Source organism: Streptomyces sp. HUAS CB01, from assembly GCF_030406905.1.
In the GTDB taxonomy this organism is placed as follows: Bacteria; Actinomycetota; Actinomycetes; order Streptomycetales; family Streptomycetaceae; genus Streptomyces; species Streptomyces chengbuensis.
The window spans coordinates 6,153,672-6,170,037 of the sequence record NZ_CP129137.1 but is presented as its reverse complement, the minus strand read 5'-3'; the positions used below and the strand labels follow the sequence as shown (position 1 = coordinate 6,170,037).

At 73.0% G+C, this 16,366-nt stretch carries 16 protein-coding genes; 5 read left to right on the top strand and 11 right to left on the bottom strand.

Features of this window, described 5'->3' with window-relative positions; translation table 11 throughout:
* The first annotated feature begins 35 nt into the window (after positions 1 to 35).
* The 3 genes from QRN89_RS27155 to QRN89_RS27145 are packed head-to-tail and all read left to right on the top strand — an operon-like array spanning position 36 to position 2,511.
* Positions 36 to 827, top strand: a complete 792-nt coding sequence (locus tag QRN89_RS27155; protein ID WP_290352011.1) for an ABC transporter ATP-binding protein — start codon at positions 36 to 38, stop codon at positions 825 to 827.
* Positions 814 to 1,728 carry an ABC transporter permease gene (locus QRN89_RS27150; RefSeq protein ID WP_290352010.1) on the top strand — a complete coding sequence of 305 codons (915 nt, stop codon included), beginning with the start codon at positions 814 to 816 and terminating at the stop codon, positions 1,726 to 1,728. Before QRN89_RS27155 ends, QRN89_RS27150 begins: the two co-directional genes overlap by 14 nt.
* Before the next feature lie 9 nt (positions 1,729 to 1,737).
* Positions 1,738 to 2,511 carry a sirohydrochlorin chelatase gene (locus tag QRN89_RS27145; protein ID WP_290352009.1) on the top strand — a complete coding sequence of 258 codons (774 nt, stop codon included), beginning with the start codon at positions 1,738 to 1,740 and terminating at the stop codon, positions 2,509 to 2,511.
* A 31-nt stretch (positions 2,512 to 2,542) separates the two neighbouring features.
* On the opposite strand, the gene QRN89_RS27140 is transcribed toward QRN89_RS27145, so the two are convergent.
* Both QRN89_RS27140 and QRN89_RS27135 read right to left on the bottom strand, forming a co-directional pair.
* Complete coding sequence (locus QRN89_RS27140) at positions 2,543 to 3,220, bottom strand: DsbA family protein (RefSeq protein ID WP_290352008.1); 678 nt, start codon at positions 3,218 to 3,220, stop codon at positions 2,543 to 2,545.
* Positions 3,221 to 3,309: 89 nt separating this feature from the next.
* The gene (locus tag QRN89_RS27135; protein ID WP_290352007.1) at positions 3,310 to 3,771 is read right to left on the bottom strand and encodes a hypothetical protein; all 462 of its coding nucleotides are present in this window, start codon (positions 3,769 to 3,771) and stop codon (positions 3,310 to 3,312) included.
* Positions 3,772 to 3,967: 196 nt separating this feature from the next.
* On the opposite strand from QRN89_RS27135, the gene QRN89_RS27130 reads away from it, so the two are divergent.
* Complete coding sequence (locus QRN89_RS27130) at positions 3,968 to 4,159, top strand: DUF4236 domain-containing protein (protein ID WP_290352006.1); 192 nt, start codon at positions 3,968 to 3,970, stop codon at positions 4,157 to 4,159.
* Positions 4,160 to 4,289: 130 nt separating this feature from the next.
* Here the strand turns inward: QRN89_RS27130 and QRN89_RS27125 are convergent, their stop codons facing one another.
* From QRN89_RS27125 to QRN89_RS27100, 6 genes are all read right to left on the bottom strand, one after another.
* On the bottom strand, positions 4,290 to 4,850 hold the full coding sequence (locus tag QRN89_RS27125; RefSeq protein WP_290352005.1) for a DUF1697 domain-containing protein: 561 nt from the start codon (positions 4,848 to 4,850) through the stop codon (positions 4,290 to 4,292).
* Between the two features lie 77 nt (positions 4,851 to 4,927).
* Positions 4,928 to 6,130 carry a S8 family peptidase gene (locus QRN89_RS27120; protein WP_290352003.1) on the bottom strand — a complete coding sequence of 401 codons (1,203 nt, stop codon included), beginning with the start codon at positions 6,128 to 6,130 and terminating at the stop codon, positions 4,928 to 4,930.
* Between the two features lie 673 nt (positions 6,131 to 6,803).
* A complete protein-coding gene (gene mgt / locus QRN89_RS27115; RefSeq protein WP_290352001.1) occupies positions 6,804 to 8,003 on the bottom strand; it encodes a macrolide-inactivating glycosyltransferase in 1,200 nt (399 codons plus the stop codon).
* A 253-nt stretch (positions 8,004 to 8,256) separates the two neighbouring features.
* Positions 8,257 to 9,555 (bottom strand): ABC transporter substrate-binding protein, encoded by a 1,299-nt coding sequence (locus QRN89_RS27110; protein WP_290351999.1) that lies wholly within the window; start codon positions 9,553 to 9,555, stop codon positions 8,257 to 8,259.
* Entirely contained in the window at positions 9,555 to 10,394 is an 840-nt protein-coding gene (locus tag QRN89_RS27105) for a carbohydrate ABC transporter permease (protein WP_290351998.1), read from the bottom strand. Before QRN89_RS27105 ends, QRN89_RS27110 begins: the two co-directional genes overlap by 1 nt.
* A complete protein-coding gene (locus QRN89_RS27100; protein WP_290351997.1) occupies positions 10,391 to 11,332 on the bottom strand; it encodes a carbohydrate ABC transporter permease in 942 nt (313 codons plus the stop codon). Before QRN89_RS27100 ends, QRN89_RS27105 begins: the two co-directional genes overlap by 4 nt.
* A gap of 113 nt (positions 11,333 to 11,445) precedes the next feature.
* Here QRN89_RS27100 and QRN89_RS27095 point away from each other — a divergent pair, with 113 nt between their 5' ends.
* The gene (locus tag QRN89_RS27095) at positions 11,446 to 12,297 is read left to right on the top strand and encodes a phosphotransferase enzyme family protein (RefSeq protein ID WP_290351996.1); all 852 of its coding nucleotides are present in this window, start codon (positions 11,446 to 11,448) and stop codon (positions 12,295 to 12,297) included.
* A gap of 413 nt (positions 12,298 to 12,710) precedes the next feature.
* On the opposite strand, the gene QRN89_RS27090 is transcribed toward QRN89_RS27095, so the two are convergent.
* The 3 genes from QRN89_RS27090 to QRN89_RS27080 all read right to left on the bottom strand — a co-directional run bounded on the left by QRN89_RS27090 (position 12,711) and on the right by QRN89_RS27080 (position 16,366).
* Positions 12,711 to 13,415 (bottom strand): 3'-5' exonuclease, encoded by a 705-nt coding sequence (locus QRN89_RS27090; RefSeq protein WP_290351995.1) that lies wholly within the window; start codon positions 13,413 to 13,415, stop codon positions 12,711 to 12,713.
* A gap of 140 nt (positions 13,416 to 13,555) precedes the next feature.
* A complete protein-coding gene (locus QRN89_RS27085; RefSeq protein WP_290351994.1) occupies positions 13,556 to 14,800 on the bottom strand; it encodes a DUF5919 domain-containing protein in 1,245 nt (414 codons plus the stop codon).
* Between the two features lie 99 nt (positions 14,801 to 14,899).
* Positions 14,900 to 16,366 carry a copper amine oxidase gene (locus QRN89_RS27080; RefSeq protein ID WP_290351993.1) on the bottom strand — a complete coding sequence of 489 codons (1,467 nt, stop codon included), beginning with the start codon at positions 16,364 to 16,366 and terminating at the stop codon, positions 14,900 to 14,902.

Sequence of the window (16,366 nt, the reverse complement as noted above, 5' to 3'; positions counted from 1 at the left end):
CGCGAGTCCCCGAACGTTCCCAGGAGGTGACGACCATGGCCACCACGCTTGCCAAGGCTGCCGAGGACACCACCGCGGTGTCGCACGCCGCCAGGATCGAGCACGTCTCGAAGTCCTTCTCCGGCCCGGCCGGATCGCAGCTCGTCCTCGACGACATCAGTCTCGATGTCGCCCCCGGCGAGTTCGTCACCATCCTCGGGGCGTCGGGATGCGGGAAGTCCACGCTGCTCAACCTGATCGCGGGGCTGGACCGGCCGACCGCCGGCTCCATCGCGACGCCGGGCGGGCGGCCCGCCCTGATGTTCCAGGAGCACGCCCTCTTCCCGTGGCTGACCGCGGGCAAGAACATCGAACTGGCCCTGCGGCTGCGCGGGGTCCCCAAGGCCGAGCGCCGCTCCGAGGCGGAGCGGCTGCTGGAGCTGGTCCGGCTCGGCGGCGCGCACCGCAAGCGCGTCCACGAGCTCTCGGGCGGCATGCGCCAGCGCGTCGCGCTGGCCCGGGCGCTCGCACAGGACAGCGACCTGCTGCTGATGGACGAGCCGTTCGCGGCGCTCGACGCCATCACGCGTGACGTGCTCCACGACGAGCTGACCCGGATCTGGCGCGAGACGAACGTGTCGGTCCTGTTCGTCACGCACAACGTCCGCGAGGCGGTACGGCTCGCGCAGCGCGTGGTCCTGCTGTCGTCACGGCCGGGCCGGGTGGCCCGCGAGTGGACGGTGGACATTCCGCAGCCGCGCCGTATCGAGGACGCCGCCGTGGCGGAGCTGTCCGTAGAGATCACTGAACAACTGCGTGGGGAGATCCGCCGACATGGCCAGCACTGACGTCCGCGACGACGGCGCGAAGGCGGGCACCTCGCCCGCCCGGCCGGACGACCTCGCCGGCCTCGAGGCCGGCCTGGACGCGCTCGACGCCGTGGAGGTCCGCCGCACTCCGGTCCGCGAGGTCCTCGTCAGGAAGGTCGTGCCGCCGGTCGTGGCGGTCGCACTCGTCGTCGTGGTGTGGCAGGTCCTCGTCTCGGCGCGCGTCACGACCGAGGACAAGCTGCCCGCTCCGTCCGCGGTGTGGGCGGGCCTGTCCGACATGTGGCTGCAGGGCACCCTGCTCGAGGTCATCTGGACCAGCGTGTCGCGCGGCCTGTTCGGCTTTCTGCTGGCCCTGGCCATCGGTACCCCGCTGGGTCTGCTGGTGTCGCGGGTGAAGGTCGTCCGCGCAGCGATCGGCCCGATCCTGTCCGGTCTGCAGTCGCTGCCGTCGGTGGCCTGGGTGCCGCCGGCCGTCATCTGGCTGGGCCTGAACGACTCGATGATGTACGCGGTGATCCTGCTCGGCGCGGTGCCGTCGATCGCGAACGGGCTCGTGTCCGGTGTCGACCAGGTGCCGCCGCTGTTCCTGCGGGCCGGGCGGACGCTCGGCGCCACGGGTCTGAAGGGCACCTGGCACATCGTCATGCCGGCGGCCCTCCCGGGCTACCTGGCCGGTCTGAAGCAGGGCTGGGCCTTCTCCTGGCGCTCTCTGATGGCCGCGGAGATCATCGCCTCCTCCCCCGACCTGGGTCTGGGGCTGGGGCAGTTGCTGGAGAACGGCCGCAACAACATCGACATGCCCGGCGTGTTCCTGGCGATCATCCTGATCCTGATCGTCGGTATCGCCGTCGACCTGCTCGTCTTCAGCCCGCTGGAGCGCTGGGTGCTCCGCAGCCGCGGGCTCCTCGTCAAGAGCTGAGCTGATCCCGTGCACGGCCCCGACCGCCCCGCCCTTCTCGTCGTCGCCCACGGCAGCCGCGACCCGCGGCACGCCGCGACCGTGCACGCCCTCGTGCGGCACATCCGGTCGCGGGAGCCCGGGCTGCGGGTGAGCACGGCGTTCCTGGACTTCAACGCGCCGTCCGTGCCTCAGGTCCTGGAGCGGATGGCGAACGACGGAGTGGGGGACGTGGTCGCGCTGCCGCTGCTGCTGACCCGCGCCTTCCACGCGAAGACGGACATCCCGTCCGTGCTGAACGAGGCACGGGCCAGGCATCCGCGGCTGCGCCTCGCCCAGGCCGGGGTGCTGGGCCCGTCCCCGCTGCTGCTGGACGCCGTCGAACAGCGGCTGTACGAGGCCGGGCTGGCCCCGGCCGACAAGCGCTCGACCGGGGTCGTCCTGGCCTCGGCGGGCTCCTCCGACCCGGAGGCGATCGCAGTGATCGCTGACATGGCGCGGGAGCTGCGGCACACCGGTTGGTGCGCCGTGCGGCCTGCGTTCGCCTCCGCCGTCACGGCCGCGAGCCCGCCCCGTCCCGAGGACGCGGTGCGGGCGCTGCGCGCCGAAGGCGTGGCCCGGGTGGCGGTGGCACCGTACGTCATCGCCCCCGGCCGGCTGCCCGACCGGATCGCGGACGGCGCGCGGGCGGCGGGCGCGGAGGTACTGGCCGACGTCCTCGGGCCGTCACCCGCGCTGGCCCGGCTGATGCTGCGCCGGTACGACGAGGCCCGGGCGGTGCGCCGCCTCGCGGCCGCGGGCTGAGGGGCCCTGCCCACTGCCGGGATCCGGCGGCTCAGTGCGGGTCGAGCTTCCCCGTGCGGGTGCGCTTCAGTTCGAAGAAGTCCGGGTGGCCGGCGAGCACACGGAAGCTGTCGAAGAGCCGCCCCGCCTCCTCCCCCCGGGGCACGGAGTTGAGGACGGGCCCGAACCAGACGGCTCCGTCGACGTGGAGGGTGGGCGTGCCGACGTAGCCGTCCCCCGCCGGGTCCTTGCCGGCTTCGTGGCTGCGGCGCACCGCGTCGTCGAGGCCCGGGTCGTGCGCGGCGCCGGCGAGGGCGGCGGGGAGTCCCGTCTCCGCGAGCGACTCGGCGATCACGGTGTCGAAGTCCTCGGCCTTCCGCCGGTGGATACGGGTGCCCATGGCGGTGTAGAGGTCCCGCAGGACGTGCTCGCCGTGCGCCTCTGCGGCGGCGACCGCGACACGCACCGGCCCGACGGAGCGGTCGACCAGGTCGCGGTACCAGCCGGGGAGTTCGTTCCCGTCGTTGTGCAGATACAGGCTCATCGCGTGGAAGCGGACGTCGACCGGGCGCAGTCGCTCCACCTCCAGCATCCAGCGTGAGGTGATCCAGGCGAAGGGGCAGGCGGGGTCGAACCAGAAGTCGACGGTGGTGCGGGGCTCGTCGGTTCGGGGTGCGCCGGTGCGGGGTGCGCCGGTGCGGTGCTCGTCGGTTCGGTGCTCGTCGGTCATGACGGTGAGCCTAGGAGCGGTGTGTCCCGTTCGCCCGGGCCAATGGCCACCGGTTCTGCTGGGCCAATCACCGTGCCCGGCCCGGCTGTTCAGCCTCCGGGGTGCGGTGGCCGGACCTCGACGAAGCGGCGCCGGCTCCGCCCCCGGTACACCAGGGCGTCCCAGCCCAGGCGTTGCAGCACCCGCGCGCAGTCGGCGAGCGCGCCCTCCTCCTCGCCGGCCGCGCCGCTGCCGGGCGGTCCGAGCCATTCGACCGTGACCGTGCCGGGCTCGTCCGCGGCGGGGCCCACCCGGTATCCGGTGGCCACCCGCCGTCCCGAATCGGCGTCGACGGCGGAGGGGGTGATGCCGGCCGCCTCCAGCGCGAGTGCCACGGCACGGACCATCCGCCCCAGCTCCCAGGGTGCGGGCACCGACGCGGGGTCGGCGCCGGTGTTGGTCAGCCGGCGGATCTGGAGCATGCCCTCGAACGCCACCCGCACCTCGGCGGCCCGTGCCTGCGCCTCGCGCGGGCCGCCCGGACGCGGCGGCCCGTCCCCGTCGTCGTACATGGGACCGACGATAGGCCGCGGCACCGACAGTCGCCGGGCGGGAGGACGTTCGCGCCCGCGGACGGGGGAACCAGGGGGACGACCGCGTGCGTTGTCCGGGCGGCGCGGGGTGCCGGTCCCCGCGGTGACACGACCGTGGCGCCGTCGTGACGGAGACGACGAGCCGGCGGGGCACCATGGCAGCGAGGAGGCCGACATGTCGCTCTACTACCACAAGCGGATCACGCTCATCCCGAGGCTGCTGCACCTGAACATCGGCACGCACGGCTGGTCCCTGAGCCTCGGCACGCGCCGGGCCCGCATCACCCGGGGCAGCGGGGGCCACGGCAGCGCGTCGGTGCGGCTGCCCGGCGGCTTCAGCTGGCACCGGCACTTCCGCCGGCGCTGAGGCGGCGTGCCGGAGGAGCCGGCTCGCCGGGCGGGAGGGAAACGGCCCGCGCCCCGGGTCGTCGTGCCGGTGAGACCCGTCGGCACGACGCCGTCCGAGGGACCGGCGGGGCCCGGGGGCATGCCCTGGCTCAGGCGGGGTCCCCGGTCATCTCCGCGAGCTTGACGACGGTGTTCCAGTTGCGGGTCGTGGCGACGAGCCCCTTGCTCACGCTCGACCGTGCCAGCACGTCGGCGAGCTTGGAACGGCCGATTCCACCGGGTGTGTACAGATACAGCGCACGGTCGCCGAGCCGGAAGTCCTCCGGCAGATGGGCGTCCCGGTCGACGCGGGCGAACCGCTCGGGGTCGACACGCTCCGAGAAGTAGGTGACGTGCAACTGCCTGCCCTCGAGCCGGCCGGCCGGGAAGGGGCAGTCCGCGACGACGGAGGCGAGGTACGGCCCGCCGCGGACGAGGCAGTCCACGGTGAAGCCGAAGCGTTCCTCGACGGCCCGTTCGATGCCGCGGGCGAGCGCGTCCTCGTCGTCCGTCTCGCTGGTGAACACGGCGTTGCCGCTCTGCAGGTAGGTGCGGACGTGGCCGTGGCCGAGGTCCGTCACGAGGCCGTGCAGGTCGGCCATCGGGACCTTGCGGTGGCCGCCGACGTTGATGCCGCGGAGCAGTGCGGCGTACGCGTGGGTCTTCGCCATGCGCACACCATAGGGCGGCCGCCGTGCCCCGTGGGGGAGGGCACGGCGGCCGCCCGATCATGCTGTCGGCCGGTCGGCTACTCGACGACCTTCAGCAGCTTGTTCGGCGTGCCCTCGCTCGGGTTGCCGATCTTGTCGGGTGTGGCACCGTCCGTCAGGGCCTTGGCGACCTGGTCCGGCGTGGCGTCCTTGTGCCCGGCGAGGTAGACCGCGGCGGCGCCGACGACGTGCGGGGTCGCCATGGAGGTGCCGGAGATGGTCTTGGTGCCCTCGTCGCTGTCGTTCCAGGCCGAGGTGATGTCCGAGCCGGGGGCGTAGACGTCGACGACCGAGCCGAAGTTCGAGAAGTCGGACTGCTTGTCGTCCTTCGTCGAGGAGGCGACGGTGATGGCCTCCTTGACGCGGGACGGCGAGCCCTGCCCGGCGTCGCTGGACTCGTTGCCGGCGGCGACACCGAAGGTGACGCCGGCGGCGATGGCCTTCTGCACGGCCTCGTCGAGGGCGGGGTCGGCGCCGCCGCCGAGGCTCATGTTGGCCACGGACGGGCCCTGGTGGTTCTTGGTGACCCAGTCGATGCCGGCGACGACCTGCTCGGTGGTGCCGGATCCGCTGTCGTCGAGCACCCGCACGGCGACGATCTTCGCCTTCTTGGCGACACCGTGGGAGGCGCCGGCGATGGTGCCCGCCACGTGGGTGCCGTGGCCGTTGCCGTCGTCGGCGGTCTCGTCGTTGTCGATGGCGTCGAAGCCGTGGCTGGCGCGGCCCTCGAAGTCCTTGTGCGTGACGCGGACCCCGGTGTCGATGACGTACGCGGTGACGCCCTCGCCGGCGCCGTCGGGGTAGGTGTACTTGCTGTCCCCGGCGGTGTCGGCCTGGTCGACGCGGTCCAGGCCCCACGACGGCGGGTTGTCCTGCGTGGCGTTGACGGTGAACTTCTTGTTCTGGACGACCTTGTCGACGGCCGGATCGGCGGCGAGGCGCTTGGCCTCGGTCTCCGAAAGGCCGCTGGCGGAGAAGCCGTTCACCGCTGAGCTGTAATTGCGCTGAAGCGAGCCGCCGTACTCCTCGGCGAGTTCCTTCTTGTCCGCCTTCTCGTCCAGCAGAACGATGTAGCTGCCGGCGACGGCGCCTTCGGCGTTCGCACCGTAGATCTTGCCCTCGGCGGGCGCGGGGGCCGCGCCGGCGAACGAGGTGTTGAGGACGGTCACTCCGGCGGCGGCCGCAACGGCGGTTATTGCCGCGGTCAGCTTCATCCTGTTGGTGCGCTTGTGAGATGCCATGAAGAGGGGTTCTCCTCGTCATCATTTGTGGGGGGATTGGCTCCCGGGAGGAAAATCTCCGGGCGCTGAGTCGAAACCCTGACCGATTGACGGGCTCAGATCAAGACCTTCATCCAGGTGTGACTTGATCAACAAGAGTTTGTAATACGAAATCGGCCAGCACTCCACAAGTCGGACCGACGGTCGAACTTCCCTCACACGCAGGGAATTTGTGTCGAGGAAATGTGCCCATGCGGTAATCGGCGTGTGTCCCCGGCGAATACGGGTATACGCCGCCGAGCACGCGGGGGACGCGCGGAAACCGCACCGCGGCGTGCGGGCCGGATGCCGGGAGGAGCGCACGAACAGCCGGTGCCGCCGGGAGGATCGGCTTGATCCATAAGGGGGGTTCGGCCCGCCGACGGCCACGGCCGCGCAACCGTGGGGGGAGCCGGCCGGACGGTCACTCCCGCGGGACGGGGCGGTCATCCGGCGGTCACACGGTGAAGACGGCGGCGACGCGGGCGGCGTACACCCGGCCCGCCAGGGCCGTTTCGGCCGTCACGGGGACGGTCGCGGGGACCGGTCAGCGGTGCCCGCGCGGACACCGCCGCGACGCCGGTCGGGAGGCGCGACGGCCTGGCGTACGGGCGTCCGGGCGTCCGGGACGCGGCCCGGGCGCCCTCAACCGCCCTCAGCCCCGCGGCAGTTCCGCCTCGACGAGGTCCGCGGCGCGACGCGTACCGCCCTCCAGGAGCATCGAGCGGCGGATCCCCTCCAGACGGCGGGCCACCTCCGGGTCGCCCGCCAGCGTGAGCACCGCCTCGCGGAGGTTGTCGGCGGTGGCCTCCTCCATCGGCAGGTGGCGGGCCACGCCGAGTGAGGCGAGCATGTCGGCGTTGCCGAACTGGTCGACCGCCTGCGGGACCGCGACCATGGGCGTCGCGGTGGCGAGACCCTCCTGGCATCCGCCCGCGCCGGCGTGGGTGACGAAGGCGTCCGCCTCCCTGAGGATCGCCAGTTGCGGCACCCAGTCGCGTACCTCGATGTTCGCGGGCACGGGGCCCAGTTCCGCCGGGTCGACGAACGTGCCGATCTGGAGCACCACGTGCCACCCCGGCAGCTCGCCGAAGGCCTTCACGCACTCGCGGTAGAAGCCCGGCCGATTGGTGAAGGCGGAGCCCAGGGAGACCAGCAGCACCTTCCCGGCGCCCGCGGGCCGCCGCCACTCCCCCTGCTCGGCGCGGTCGCCCTGGCAGGCCCCGACGAAGGAGTGGACGCTCTCGTCGACCCGGTCGGCGTTCGGCTGCAGCACCCTGGGGATCAGCACCAGGGAGCGGGCCGGGCGGCCCACGAAGGGGTCGGGGTGGGTGCCGATCCCGTTCTCCGACAGCCAGGAAGCGAACCGGGCGTAGTACGCCCTGCCCCGCTCCGTGGCCCTGAGCCCGGCGGTCATCGGCTCGCCGACCTCCTCCTCGTACCCGTCCCAGGCGACGAGGTTCGGTGAGAGGGAGATCGCGGGCACGCCCCAGCGGTGCGCGAGGACGCGCGCCGGATAGGAGGTGATGTCGTGCAGGACGAGGTCCGGCTCGTCCCCCGCGAACGCCTCGGCGAGTTGCGGCAGCGCCTGGATCGCGTCGTCCAGGAACGGCTCGATGTTGTCGATCAGCTCCGTCCCCCAGGCCTCCGGCTCGTCGTCCGTCGGCAGCGTGGAGTCCCAGAGCACCGGCTCCGCTCCCGTGGCGGCGACCTTCTCGGCGAAGGACGGGGGGATCGCGTAGCTGACGCGGTGCCCGCGGGCCACGAGTTCCCGGATCACTTCGATGCTCGGGTTCACGTGCCCGTGGGCGGCGATGGAGAACATGGCGATGTGGGCACGCTTCGCTGCGGTCATGCCCTCACCCTAAGCGAGACGATACGTCTCGTGCAATGTGGTTCCGCACCCCCCGGCTCCAGCGCCTGCGAGGGGACCAGTTCGTGCTCGACACATGGCACCGTCCACCCGAGGGCGGGGCTCGGGACGTCCGGTGCGCGCCATCACAAGGCGGAGGGCCACCCCCGTACCGGGCACCTCGGATGAATCCGACGACCTGCAGCGAGTGCGCGGGCCAGGAGTCGCGAGCCGGGCGGGATGTGTCGGACACGGACTAATCGCGCTGGTAGCGGGCGAGGACCAGGTTGCCGTCCTCGACCAGTCGCCTCCTCAACTCGTCCCGGTCGATGCCGCCGGAGTAGTACTCCTGCAGCGCCGGGGTCGCCACCTTGTCCTTCCACTCCGGGTAGCCGCGCACCGACTGTGCGGGTGCCGGGCGCAGGTGGCCCGCGAGCGCCACGCCCGTCGCCCAGCCGTCCTCCCCGGTTCGCAGGTTCGGGTCGGCGAGGGCCTGCCGGCCGGTCGGGAGCATCCAGTCGCCCTTCGCCAGGCGCACCATGTTCGCCGGGCGCAGGAGGAAGTCGACGAAGGCGACGGCCTCCTCCTTGTGGGGGCTGTCCGCGGCCACCGACAGGGTCTGCGGGCTCACCCCCTGGGCGAGCCCCGCCCGCCCGGCGGGCGCGGGCAGCACGATCCACTCGAAACCGTCGGGCGCCTGCTGCGCGATCTGCTGCCGGTACGAGAACCCCAGCGGCACCATCGCGTACTTGCCGGCGAAGAAGCCGGGCAGGGCGTCCGAACCGCCTCCGCCGAGCGCGGTCCGCAACGCGCTGCGGTCCACGTTCACCTGGTCGTGGACCGTGCCGGGAACGACCGCGTCGGCGTCGGTGAACTCGATGCGCGCCTTCCCGTCCGCGTCCCGCTGGAACATCCTGCCGCCCGCCGAGAGGCCGAGGTTGAGCGTCGCGGAGACCGGGTCCCTGAACGGCCAGGCCACGCCGTACCGGCCGGGGCCCGCCCGTCGGGTCAGCTCCTCGCTGATCCGACGGAACTCCTCCCAGCTCCAGGGGTCCTCGGGGGTCGGGATCCTGACACCGGAGGCCTCGAGGATCTTCTTGTTGGCGATGAGGACGCGTGGCTCCTGCAGGAACGGCACACCGTAGACTCCGTCGCCGAACGTCGTCGTCTCCCAGCTCTGCGGCGGGATGTCGGCGGTCAGCCGCGCCGGCAGCAGCCCGCGCAGGTCGGCGAGGTGGCCGCCGTAGGCGAAGTCGGCGAGGTCGTCGGAGGCGTCGTGGACGATGTCGGGCGCCTCACCGGCCTCGAACGAGGTGAGCAGTTGGTCGTGGACGCTGTCCCAGCTGCCCTGGACGTACTCGACCCGCACCCGGGGGTGCGTGGCGTTCCACTCCGCCACGAGCTGCTTGTTGACGGCGACGGACTCCTGCTGCCAGGCCAGGGACTGGAAGCGGAGGGTGATCGTCCCGTCGTCGGCCGGGCGGTCCTTCGCGGAGCAGCCGATGAGGAGCAGCGCGAGCGCGGCGGCGGCCGCGGTCCAGACACGTGCGCGCATCAGTGCTTCACCGCCCCGGCGAGCATCCCGCCCGTGATCCGTCTCTGGACGATCGCGAAGACCACGAGCGAGGGGATCGTCGCGAGGAAGGCGGCCGCGGCGAGCGGCCCGAGGTCGGCGACGCCCTCCGCGCCGAGGAAGTGCGTGAGGACGACCGGAAGGGTCTGCTTCTCCGGGGTCTTGAGCAGCACGAGCGCGAAGAAGAACTCGTTCCACGCCGTGACGAAGGCGAACATCGCGGTCGCCGCGACACCGGGTGCGAGCAGCGGAGCGGTGACGGAGACGAGGGTACGGACGCGTCCGGCGCCGTCGACGGCGGCGGCCTCCTCGAGTTCCGTGGGCACGGCCCGCACGTAGCCGACGAGCATCCAGAGCGCGAAGGGCAGCGACCAGACGACGTACACCAGCACCAGCCCCGTGACGGTGTTGACCAGCCGGAGGTTCTTCAGGATCAGGAAGAGCGGGATGATCAGCAGGACGAACGGGAACGCCTGGCTGACCACGGCCCAGCCCGTGGCGGCCTTCGCGAGCCGTCCGCGGTGCCGGGCCGCGACGTACGCGGCCGGCGTCGCGACGAGGACGGCGACGACGGCCGCGCACAGCGCGATGAGCAGGCTGTTGCCCGCCGCCCGCAGCAGCGGCTGCTCGTCGAACGCCTGGCGGAAGTTGGCCAGGGTGGGCTCGTCCGGTATCCACGACGGATGGAGCGAGCCGAGCTCCCGGGGCGGCTTGAAGGCGGTGGAGAGCAGCCAGAGGAACGGGAAGGCCAGGAAGACGAGATAGGCGAGGAGCGCCAGGTACTGGCCGGCCCGTGCGGCCCTGCCGGTGCGCATGCTCATCGCGGCGCACCTCCCCGCAGCCGGGCCACGAGGTACAGCGAGAGCATCACGGAGATCACCGCCACCATGACGCAGCCCATGGCCGCCGCGTAGCCGAACTGCCCGTAGCGGAAGGCCTCTTCGTAGGCGAACAGCATGGGCAGACGGGTGCGGCCGCCGGGACCGCCGCTGGTGAGCACGTACACCAGGGCGAAGGAGTTGACGTTCCAGATGAACTGGAGCGCGGTGACGGCGACGGCGACGGGACGCAGGGCGGGCCAGGTGACGGCGCGGAACCGCCGCCAGGCGCCCGCGCCGTCGAGCGCCGCGGCCTCGTGGAGTTCCCGCGGGGTGTTCTGGAGTCCGGCGAGCAGGGCCACGGTGGTCTGGGGCATCCCGGACCAGATGCCGACGACGATCACGGCCGGCAGGGCGGTGCCCAGGCCGGTGAGCCAGTCCCGGCCGTCGCCGAGCCCGAGATCGCGGATTGTCTCGTTGAGGACTCCGGCGTCGGGGTGGTAGACGAGGCGCCACATGATGCCGACGACGACCTCCGGCATGGCCCACGGGACGATCGCGAGGGCCCGGGCGAGCCAGCGGAGCCGGAGGTTCTGGTTCAGCAGCAGCGCGAGTCCGAGCGCCAGCACGACCTGCGGGAGGGTGACGCCGACGGCCCACACCAGGCCGATGCGGAACGATTCCCAGAACAGCGTGTCGTGCAGCAGGTCCTGGAAGTTGAGCGTACCCGTCCACCGGGTGGCCCGGGTACGGCCGGACTGGGCGTCGGTGAGGGAGAGCGCGATGCCGTAGAGCAGCGGGCCCACGCTGAGCACGAGGATCGGGATCAGCGCGGGCAGGACGAGGAACCAGGCTCCGTGGTCCGTGCCGGGGCGCCGCGCCTGGGGGCGCGGTGTCGGACTCGCCCTGCCGGACCGCTCCGTTGCGGTCGCCGATGTCACGGAATCGACCCCTTTGCGAAAATGCAGCGGCCCTCGCCATCGTGCTGACGGGCCGTCGGTTCGTCAACCCCGCGTGCGCCGACCCCACCTGCGGGGATGCGAGAATTCGCGCCATGGACGAGACACGGGCGCGGGAGGTCCTGGCGGCCGCCGGGCTGCCGCGGAGCGGGGAGCTGCTGGCGCTCGGCGAGAACGCGGTGTTCGCGGTCGGCGCCCGCGTGGTGAGGATCGCGCGGAGCGCCGAGCTGCTGGAGCGCGCGGCACGCGAACTGGCGGTGTCCGCGTGGCTGGAAGCGGCCGGTGTCCCGGCGGTACGGGCCGCCGAGCCGGAGGCACGGCTCGTCGAGGGCCATCCGGTGACGGTGTGGCACCGGCTGCCCGAGGCGGTGCGCCCGGCGGAACCCCGCGATCTGGCACCGCTCCTGCGGCAGGTCCACGCCCTGCCGGAAGCGCCGTTCACGCTGCCGCGACGGGAGCTGCTCGGGGGTGTCGAGCGGTGGCTGCGGCTGGCGGGGGACGCGATCGACCCGGCGGACGCGGCCTATCTGCGGGAGCGCCGGGACGGCTTCACGGCCGCGGCCGCCACGCTGACGCCGCACTTGCCGCGCGGGCCGGTCCACGGCGACGCGCTCCCCCGCAACGTGCTCGTCGGGCCCGACGGTCCGGTCCTGGTCGACCTGGAGACCTTCTCCTCCGACCTGCGCGAGCACGACCTGGTCGTCCTCGCCCTGTCCCGCGACCGCTACGGACTCGACCCGGCGGCGTACGACGCGTTCACCTCGGCCTACGGCTGGGACGTCCGTGAGTGGGACGGCTGCACGGTCCTGCGCGGCGCCCGGGAGACGGCGAGCTGCGCCTGGGTTGCTCAGCACGCGCCTTCGAACCCCCGCGCCCTGGCCGAGTTCCGCCGGCGGGTCGCGTCGCTGCGTGACGGCGATCCCGAGGTGCGCTGGCACCCGTTCTGACGGAGCCTCCGCCCGCGGGTTCCGGTCGCGCCCACGGTCTGCCCGGTGTGCCGCGGCCGCCCTGGTGCCCCACCTGGCCGACGTCCCGGCCGGGGACGGCGGCCGTCGGCTCGGGAGCACCGGTGCCGCGGCACGGACGCGCACCGTCTGCCCGGCGCTTCACGGGAAACCCGACCGCCCCGATGGGCAGCCGCGGAACCCGGCGGGTCGCCCGGCGACCGCACCGCGGGGTCCACGAGAGACACCACACCCGGCCGACACCGGCCCGATCGCAACCGGCCCGCAGATCGCCGGGCCGGACCGCGGCCGGACCGCGACAGGGCCGATGACCACCGGGCAGGCACACCGCCCGATCGCAACCGGCCCGCAGTGACCGGGCCGCGACAGGGCCCGCGTCCGCCCGGGCGACGGGATCAGCCGGGGACGGGTGCCAGGGCGCGCAGCGGCCAGGTGCCGTCGACGACCGCGTCCTTCTCGCCCTTGCGGCGGAGGAACGCCTGGAAGTCCGCCGCCCATTCCGCGTACCAGCCGATCTGGCGGGCATGGAGGTCGGCCGGGGAGAGCGCGGCGACGGACGGATGACGGTCGGCTATCGCACGGGCGACCAGGACGGCCGCCAGGGCGTCGGCCGACGCCTCGTGGGCGTCGGCGAGGACCACGCCGTACTCCGCGCAGACCGCCTCCAGCGTGCGCTTGCCGCGCCGGTAGCGGTCGACCGCGCGGTCGATCGTGTAGGGGTCGACGACCGGCACGGTGTCCAGGAGCGGCGGCAGACCGTGCCGTTGCAGTTCGGCGGCGAGCAGGGTCAGGTCGAACGCGGCGTTGTACGCCACGACCGGCACACCGCGCGCCCAGTGCCCGGCCAGCGCCGCCGCCGTCTCGGCGGCCACCTCCCTGGCCGGGCGGCCCTCCGCCGCGGCCCGTTCGCTGCTGATGCCGTGGATCGCCGACGCCTGCGCCGGGATGCGGACGCCCGGGTCCGCCAGCCAGGTGCGCCGCTCCACCGTGCCGTCGCCGTCGACCGTGACGACCGCCGCCGTCACGATCCGCGCCGAGAGCGGGTCGGTGCCCGTCGTCTCCAGATCGAAGCCCACCAGCCGCTCACGGTGCCAGGTCATCGTCCCCCCTTGTCGGTCCTGCTGACGAAGAACTCTCGCACGCGGCACTGACAGTCCCTCCACGGGGCCGTCCGCCGCGCGCCGTCCCGTGGGCGTTCCCCCGGATCGCCGGCGCCACACCCGGAGGGGAACCGGCCGCCTCAGGAGACCGGCCGGGAGTCGGCCCACACCGACTCGAACTCCTCACGGTAGGTCTGGAACAGCCCGTGCTCGGTGTCCTGACCCGACCTCACCACCGACCGGCCCCCGCCGCGCAGGACCAGCACCGGCGCCTCCATGCCGCGCGCCCGGCGGAGGTACGTCTGGACGACGGCGAGCCCGTCCGCCCCGTCCCCGTCGACGAGGTACGCGGTGAAGCGGGGCGTCTCGTCGAAGACGTGGATCTCGAACGCCCCCGGGTCGCGGAGCCGCGACCGCACCCGCCGCATGTGCAGGATGTTCATCTCCACCGAGCGGCTCAGCTCCCCCTTCCGCAGGCCGAGTTCGCGCTCACGGCGTTTCACCGCGCTGCTCGCCGGGTTGAGGAAGAGCAGCCGCACCCGGCAGCCGGACTCGGCCAGGCGCACCAGCCGGCGCCCGGAGAAGTTCTGCACCAGCAGGTTGAGACCTATGCCGACGGCGTCGAGGCGCCGTGCGCCCCCGAACAGGTCCTCCGCCGGAAGCTGCCGCTGCAGGCGCACACGGTCGGGGTGGATGGAGACCACGTCCGCGTACCGGTCCCCGACCAGGTCCTCGACCGCGTCGACGGGGAGCCGGTCGGCGGACGGCACTCCGGCGCCGCTGCCGAGGATCTCCAGCAGCCGCGCCGAGGCCCGTTCGGCCTGGGCCAGCACCGTCTCGTTGAGCGCCCGGTTGCGGGAGACTACGTTCCGCGCGACCTCCAGCTCGTCCAGCGCGAGTTCCACGTCGCGCCGGTCGTCGAAGTACGGCTCGAAGCAGGGCCAGTGCTGGACCATCAGTTCCCTGAGCTGCGGGAGCGTGAGGAAACTGAGGACGTTGTCGTCCGCCGGGTCGAGGAGGTACCCCTTGCGGCGGCTGACCTCCCGTACCGCGACGGCCCGCTGCACCCACTCCTGCCCGGCCGGGCCCGCCGCGGCGACGACCCACTCCTCGCCGTGCACGGGTTCGTAGATCGGGCGCAGCACGGCGGCCACGACGGCACGCAGGCGTTGTTCGACCAGATTCAGCCAGATGTACGCGCGCCCTGCCCGCTGCGCGCGGGTGCGCACCTCGCTCCAGGCGTCCGCGCCCCAGTCCAGTTCGGGCCCGATCTCGGACCCCATGTCCACCGGCCGGGCGAGGGAGACCGCGCCCGGCGGCGCGTCGGAGGAGTCCCCGTCGTGACCCGTGTCACCAGGGGGTAGCTCAAGCCCTCCCGAGCTCACCCGCGCACCGCCTTCTGCTCCCGCACACCCGTCTTCAACGATCAAGGAAGGGTACTCCGGGAGCGGGACGCGGTGCAGCAGGATCCGCAGGCTCCTCGCTCAACTCCCCGTCGGAGGCGCACCGTTCTGGTCGGCGAGCTCCGCCGGCGTGAGCGGATTCATAGCCGTGACGTCCCTGGGGGCGAGCTGGAAGCCCTGCCAGTGGACGGGCATCGGCTGCTGGTCCTCGTCGCGGGCGATGTGGTGGAAACCGATGTGGACCCACACGACCGGGTTGACGAGCCTCTCGCCGTTGACCCACTCGTCCACGCTGTCCGGCGCGTTCGGACCGCAGTCGAGGGTGTTGTTGCTGGCGAACTGCTCACAGGGGCGGTTCTGCGTGAAGTAGACGTCGTGCCGGGTGTACGGGCGTCCGGCGTGCCTGGTGGTCGGCCCGGGCACGATCTCCCAACTGCGGGCGTGGCCGTCGGCGTTCCGGCCCTTGGCGCTGACCACGCGCCACCAGCGCATGGCCTCGGCGTCCCCGGCCAGTTCCCTGGTGACGGGGGTACGGGTGGTCCTCGTCGTCGGACTGCCCTGGGCGGGAGGCGGGGTGACCGCGGAGTCGTACTGCTCGATCCGGTCCCCGGCGCCGCCGTCGAGTCCGAAGTTCAGCCGCCAGAAGACGTTGTGGCTGTGGCTGACGGCGTGGTCCTCGGCGCCCTTGCCGATGGGCCAGCCCCGGCCGTCCCCGGCGTCGTAGTCCCCGGGGGAGAGGCTGCCGGTGGCGCCCACGTTCGCGGACACGGTCCCGTCGGAGGAGAAGCGCCACTCGGTGATGTACTCGTACCAGGAGACCTTGTTGACGGTGTAGAGGAGCAGGTCCCTGCCCTCCTCGTGCCAGACGCCGGTGCCCTGGTCCCTCGCCATCCGGTAGGCGTGGCCGCGGGAGCGGGTGGTGACGCACAGCCCGTCGACCCGGCCGGTGTCGGGGACCTTCACGGAGCGGATGCTGCCGCCGGGGCACTCCGCGGGCTTCAGGTTCTGCAGTCCGTAGCCGAAGCCGAAGCCGGTGATGTCGTCGTACTCTGCCTGGCCGTCGTCGTAGGGGACATGGACCTGCGCGAGCTTGGCGCTGGTCAGCACGCGGATCGGACGGGCCTCGCCGCGCGGCTGGTAGCTGACGTCGTCCAGGACGAGCCCGGCGGAGGAGTCGTAGTGCCAGCACATGCGCCAGGTGGTTCCGCCGGCGAGCTGCTGCGTGACGCGGTGGGGCGCGCTGCAGCCCGGGGCCGGCGGCGGGGTGGGCCCCGTCGGCGGTGCCGCCCCGGCCGCGGTGGGACCGGCCGCGGTCAGCGCACCGCCGAGCAGCACCGCAGCGGCGGCCACGGAGACGGCCCTGCGGGGCGTGCGCACCGGGGCGGCGCCGGGCGGGGGGACGGCCGGGGCTACGCCCTCGGTGCCGGTGCCGGCGCGGCCTCCGCTGCCGGCCGCGGAGGCCGCGCCGGCACGGACGGGCGACTCGGCACCCGGGCCGCCGGCCCGGCCGCTCCGTCTGCGGGCACCCGGAAGTCCGTTCCTGTCCAT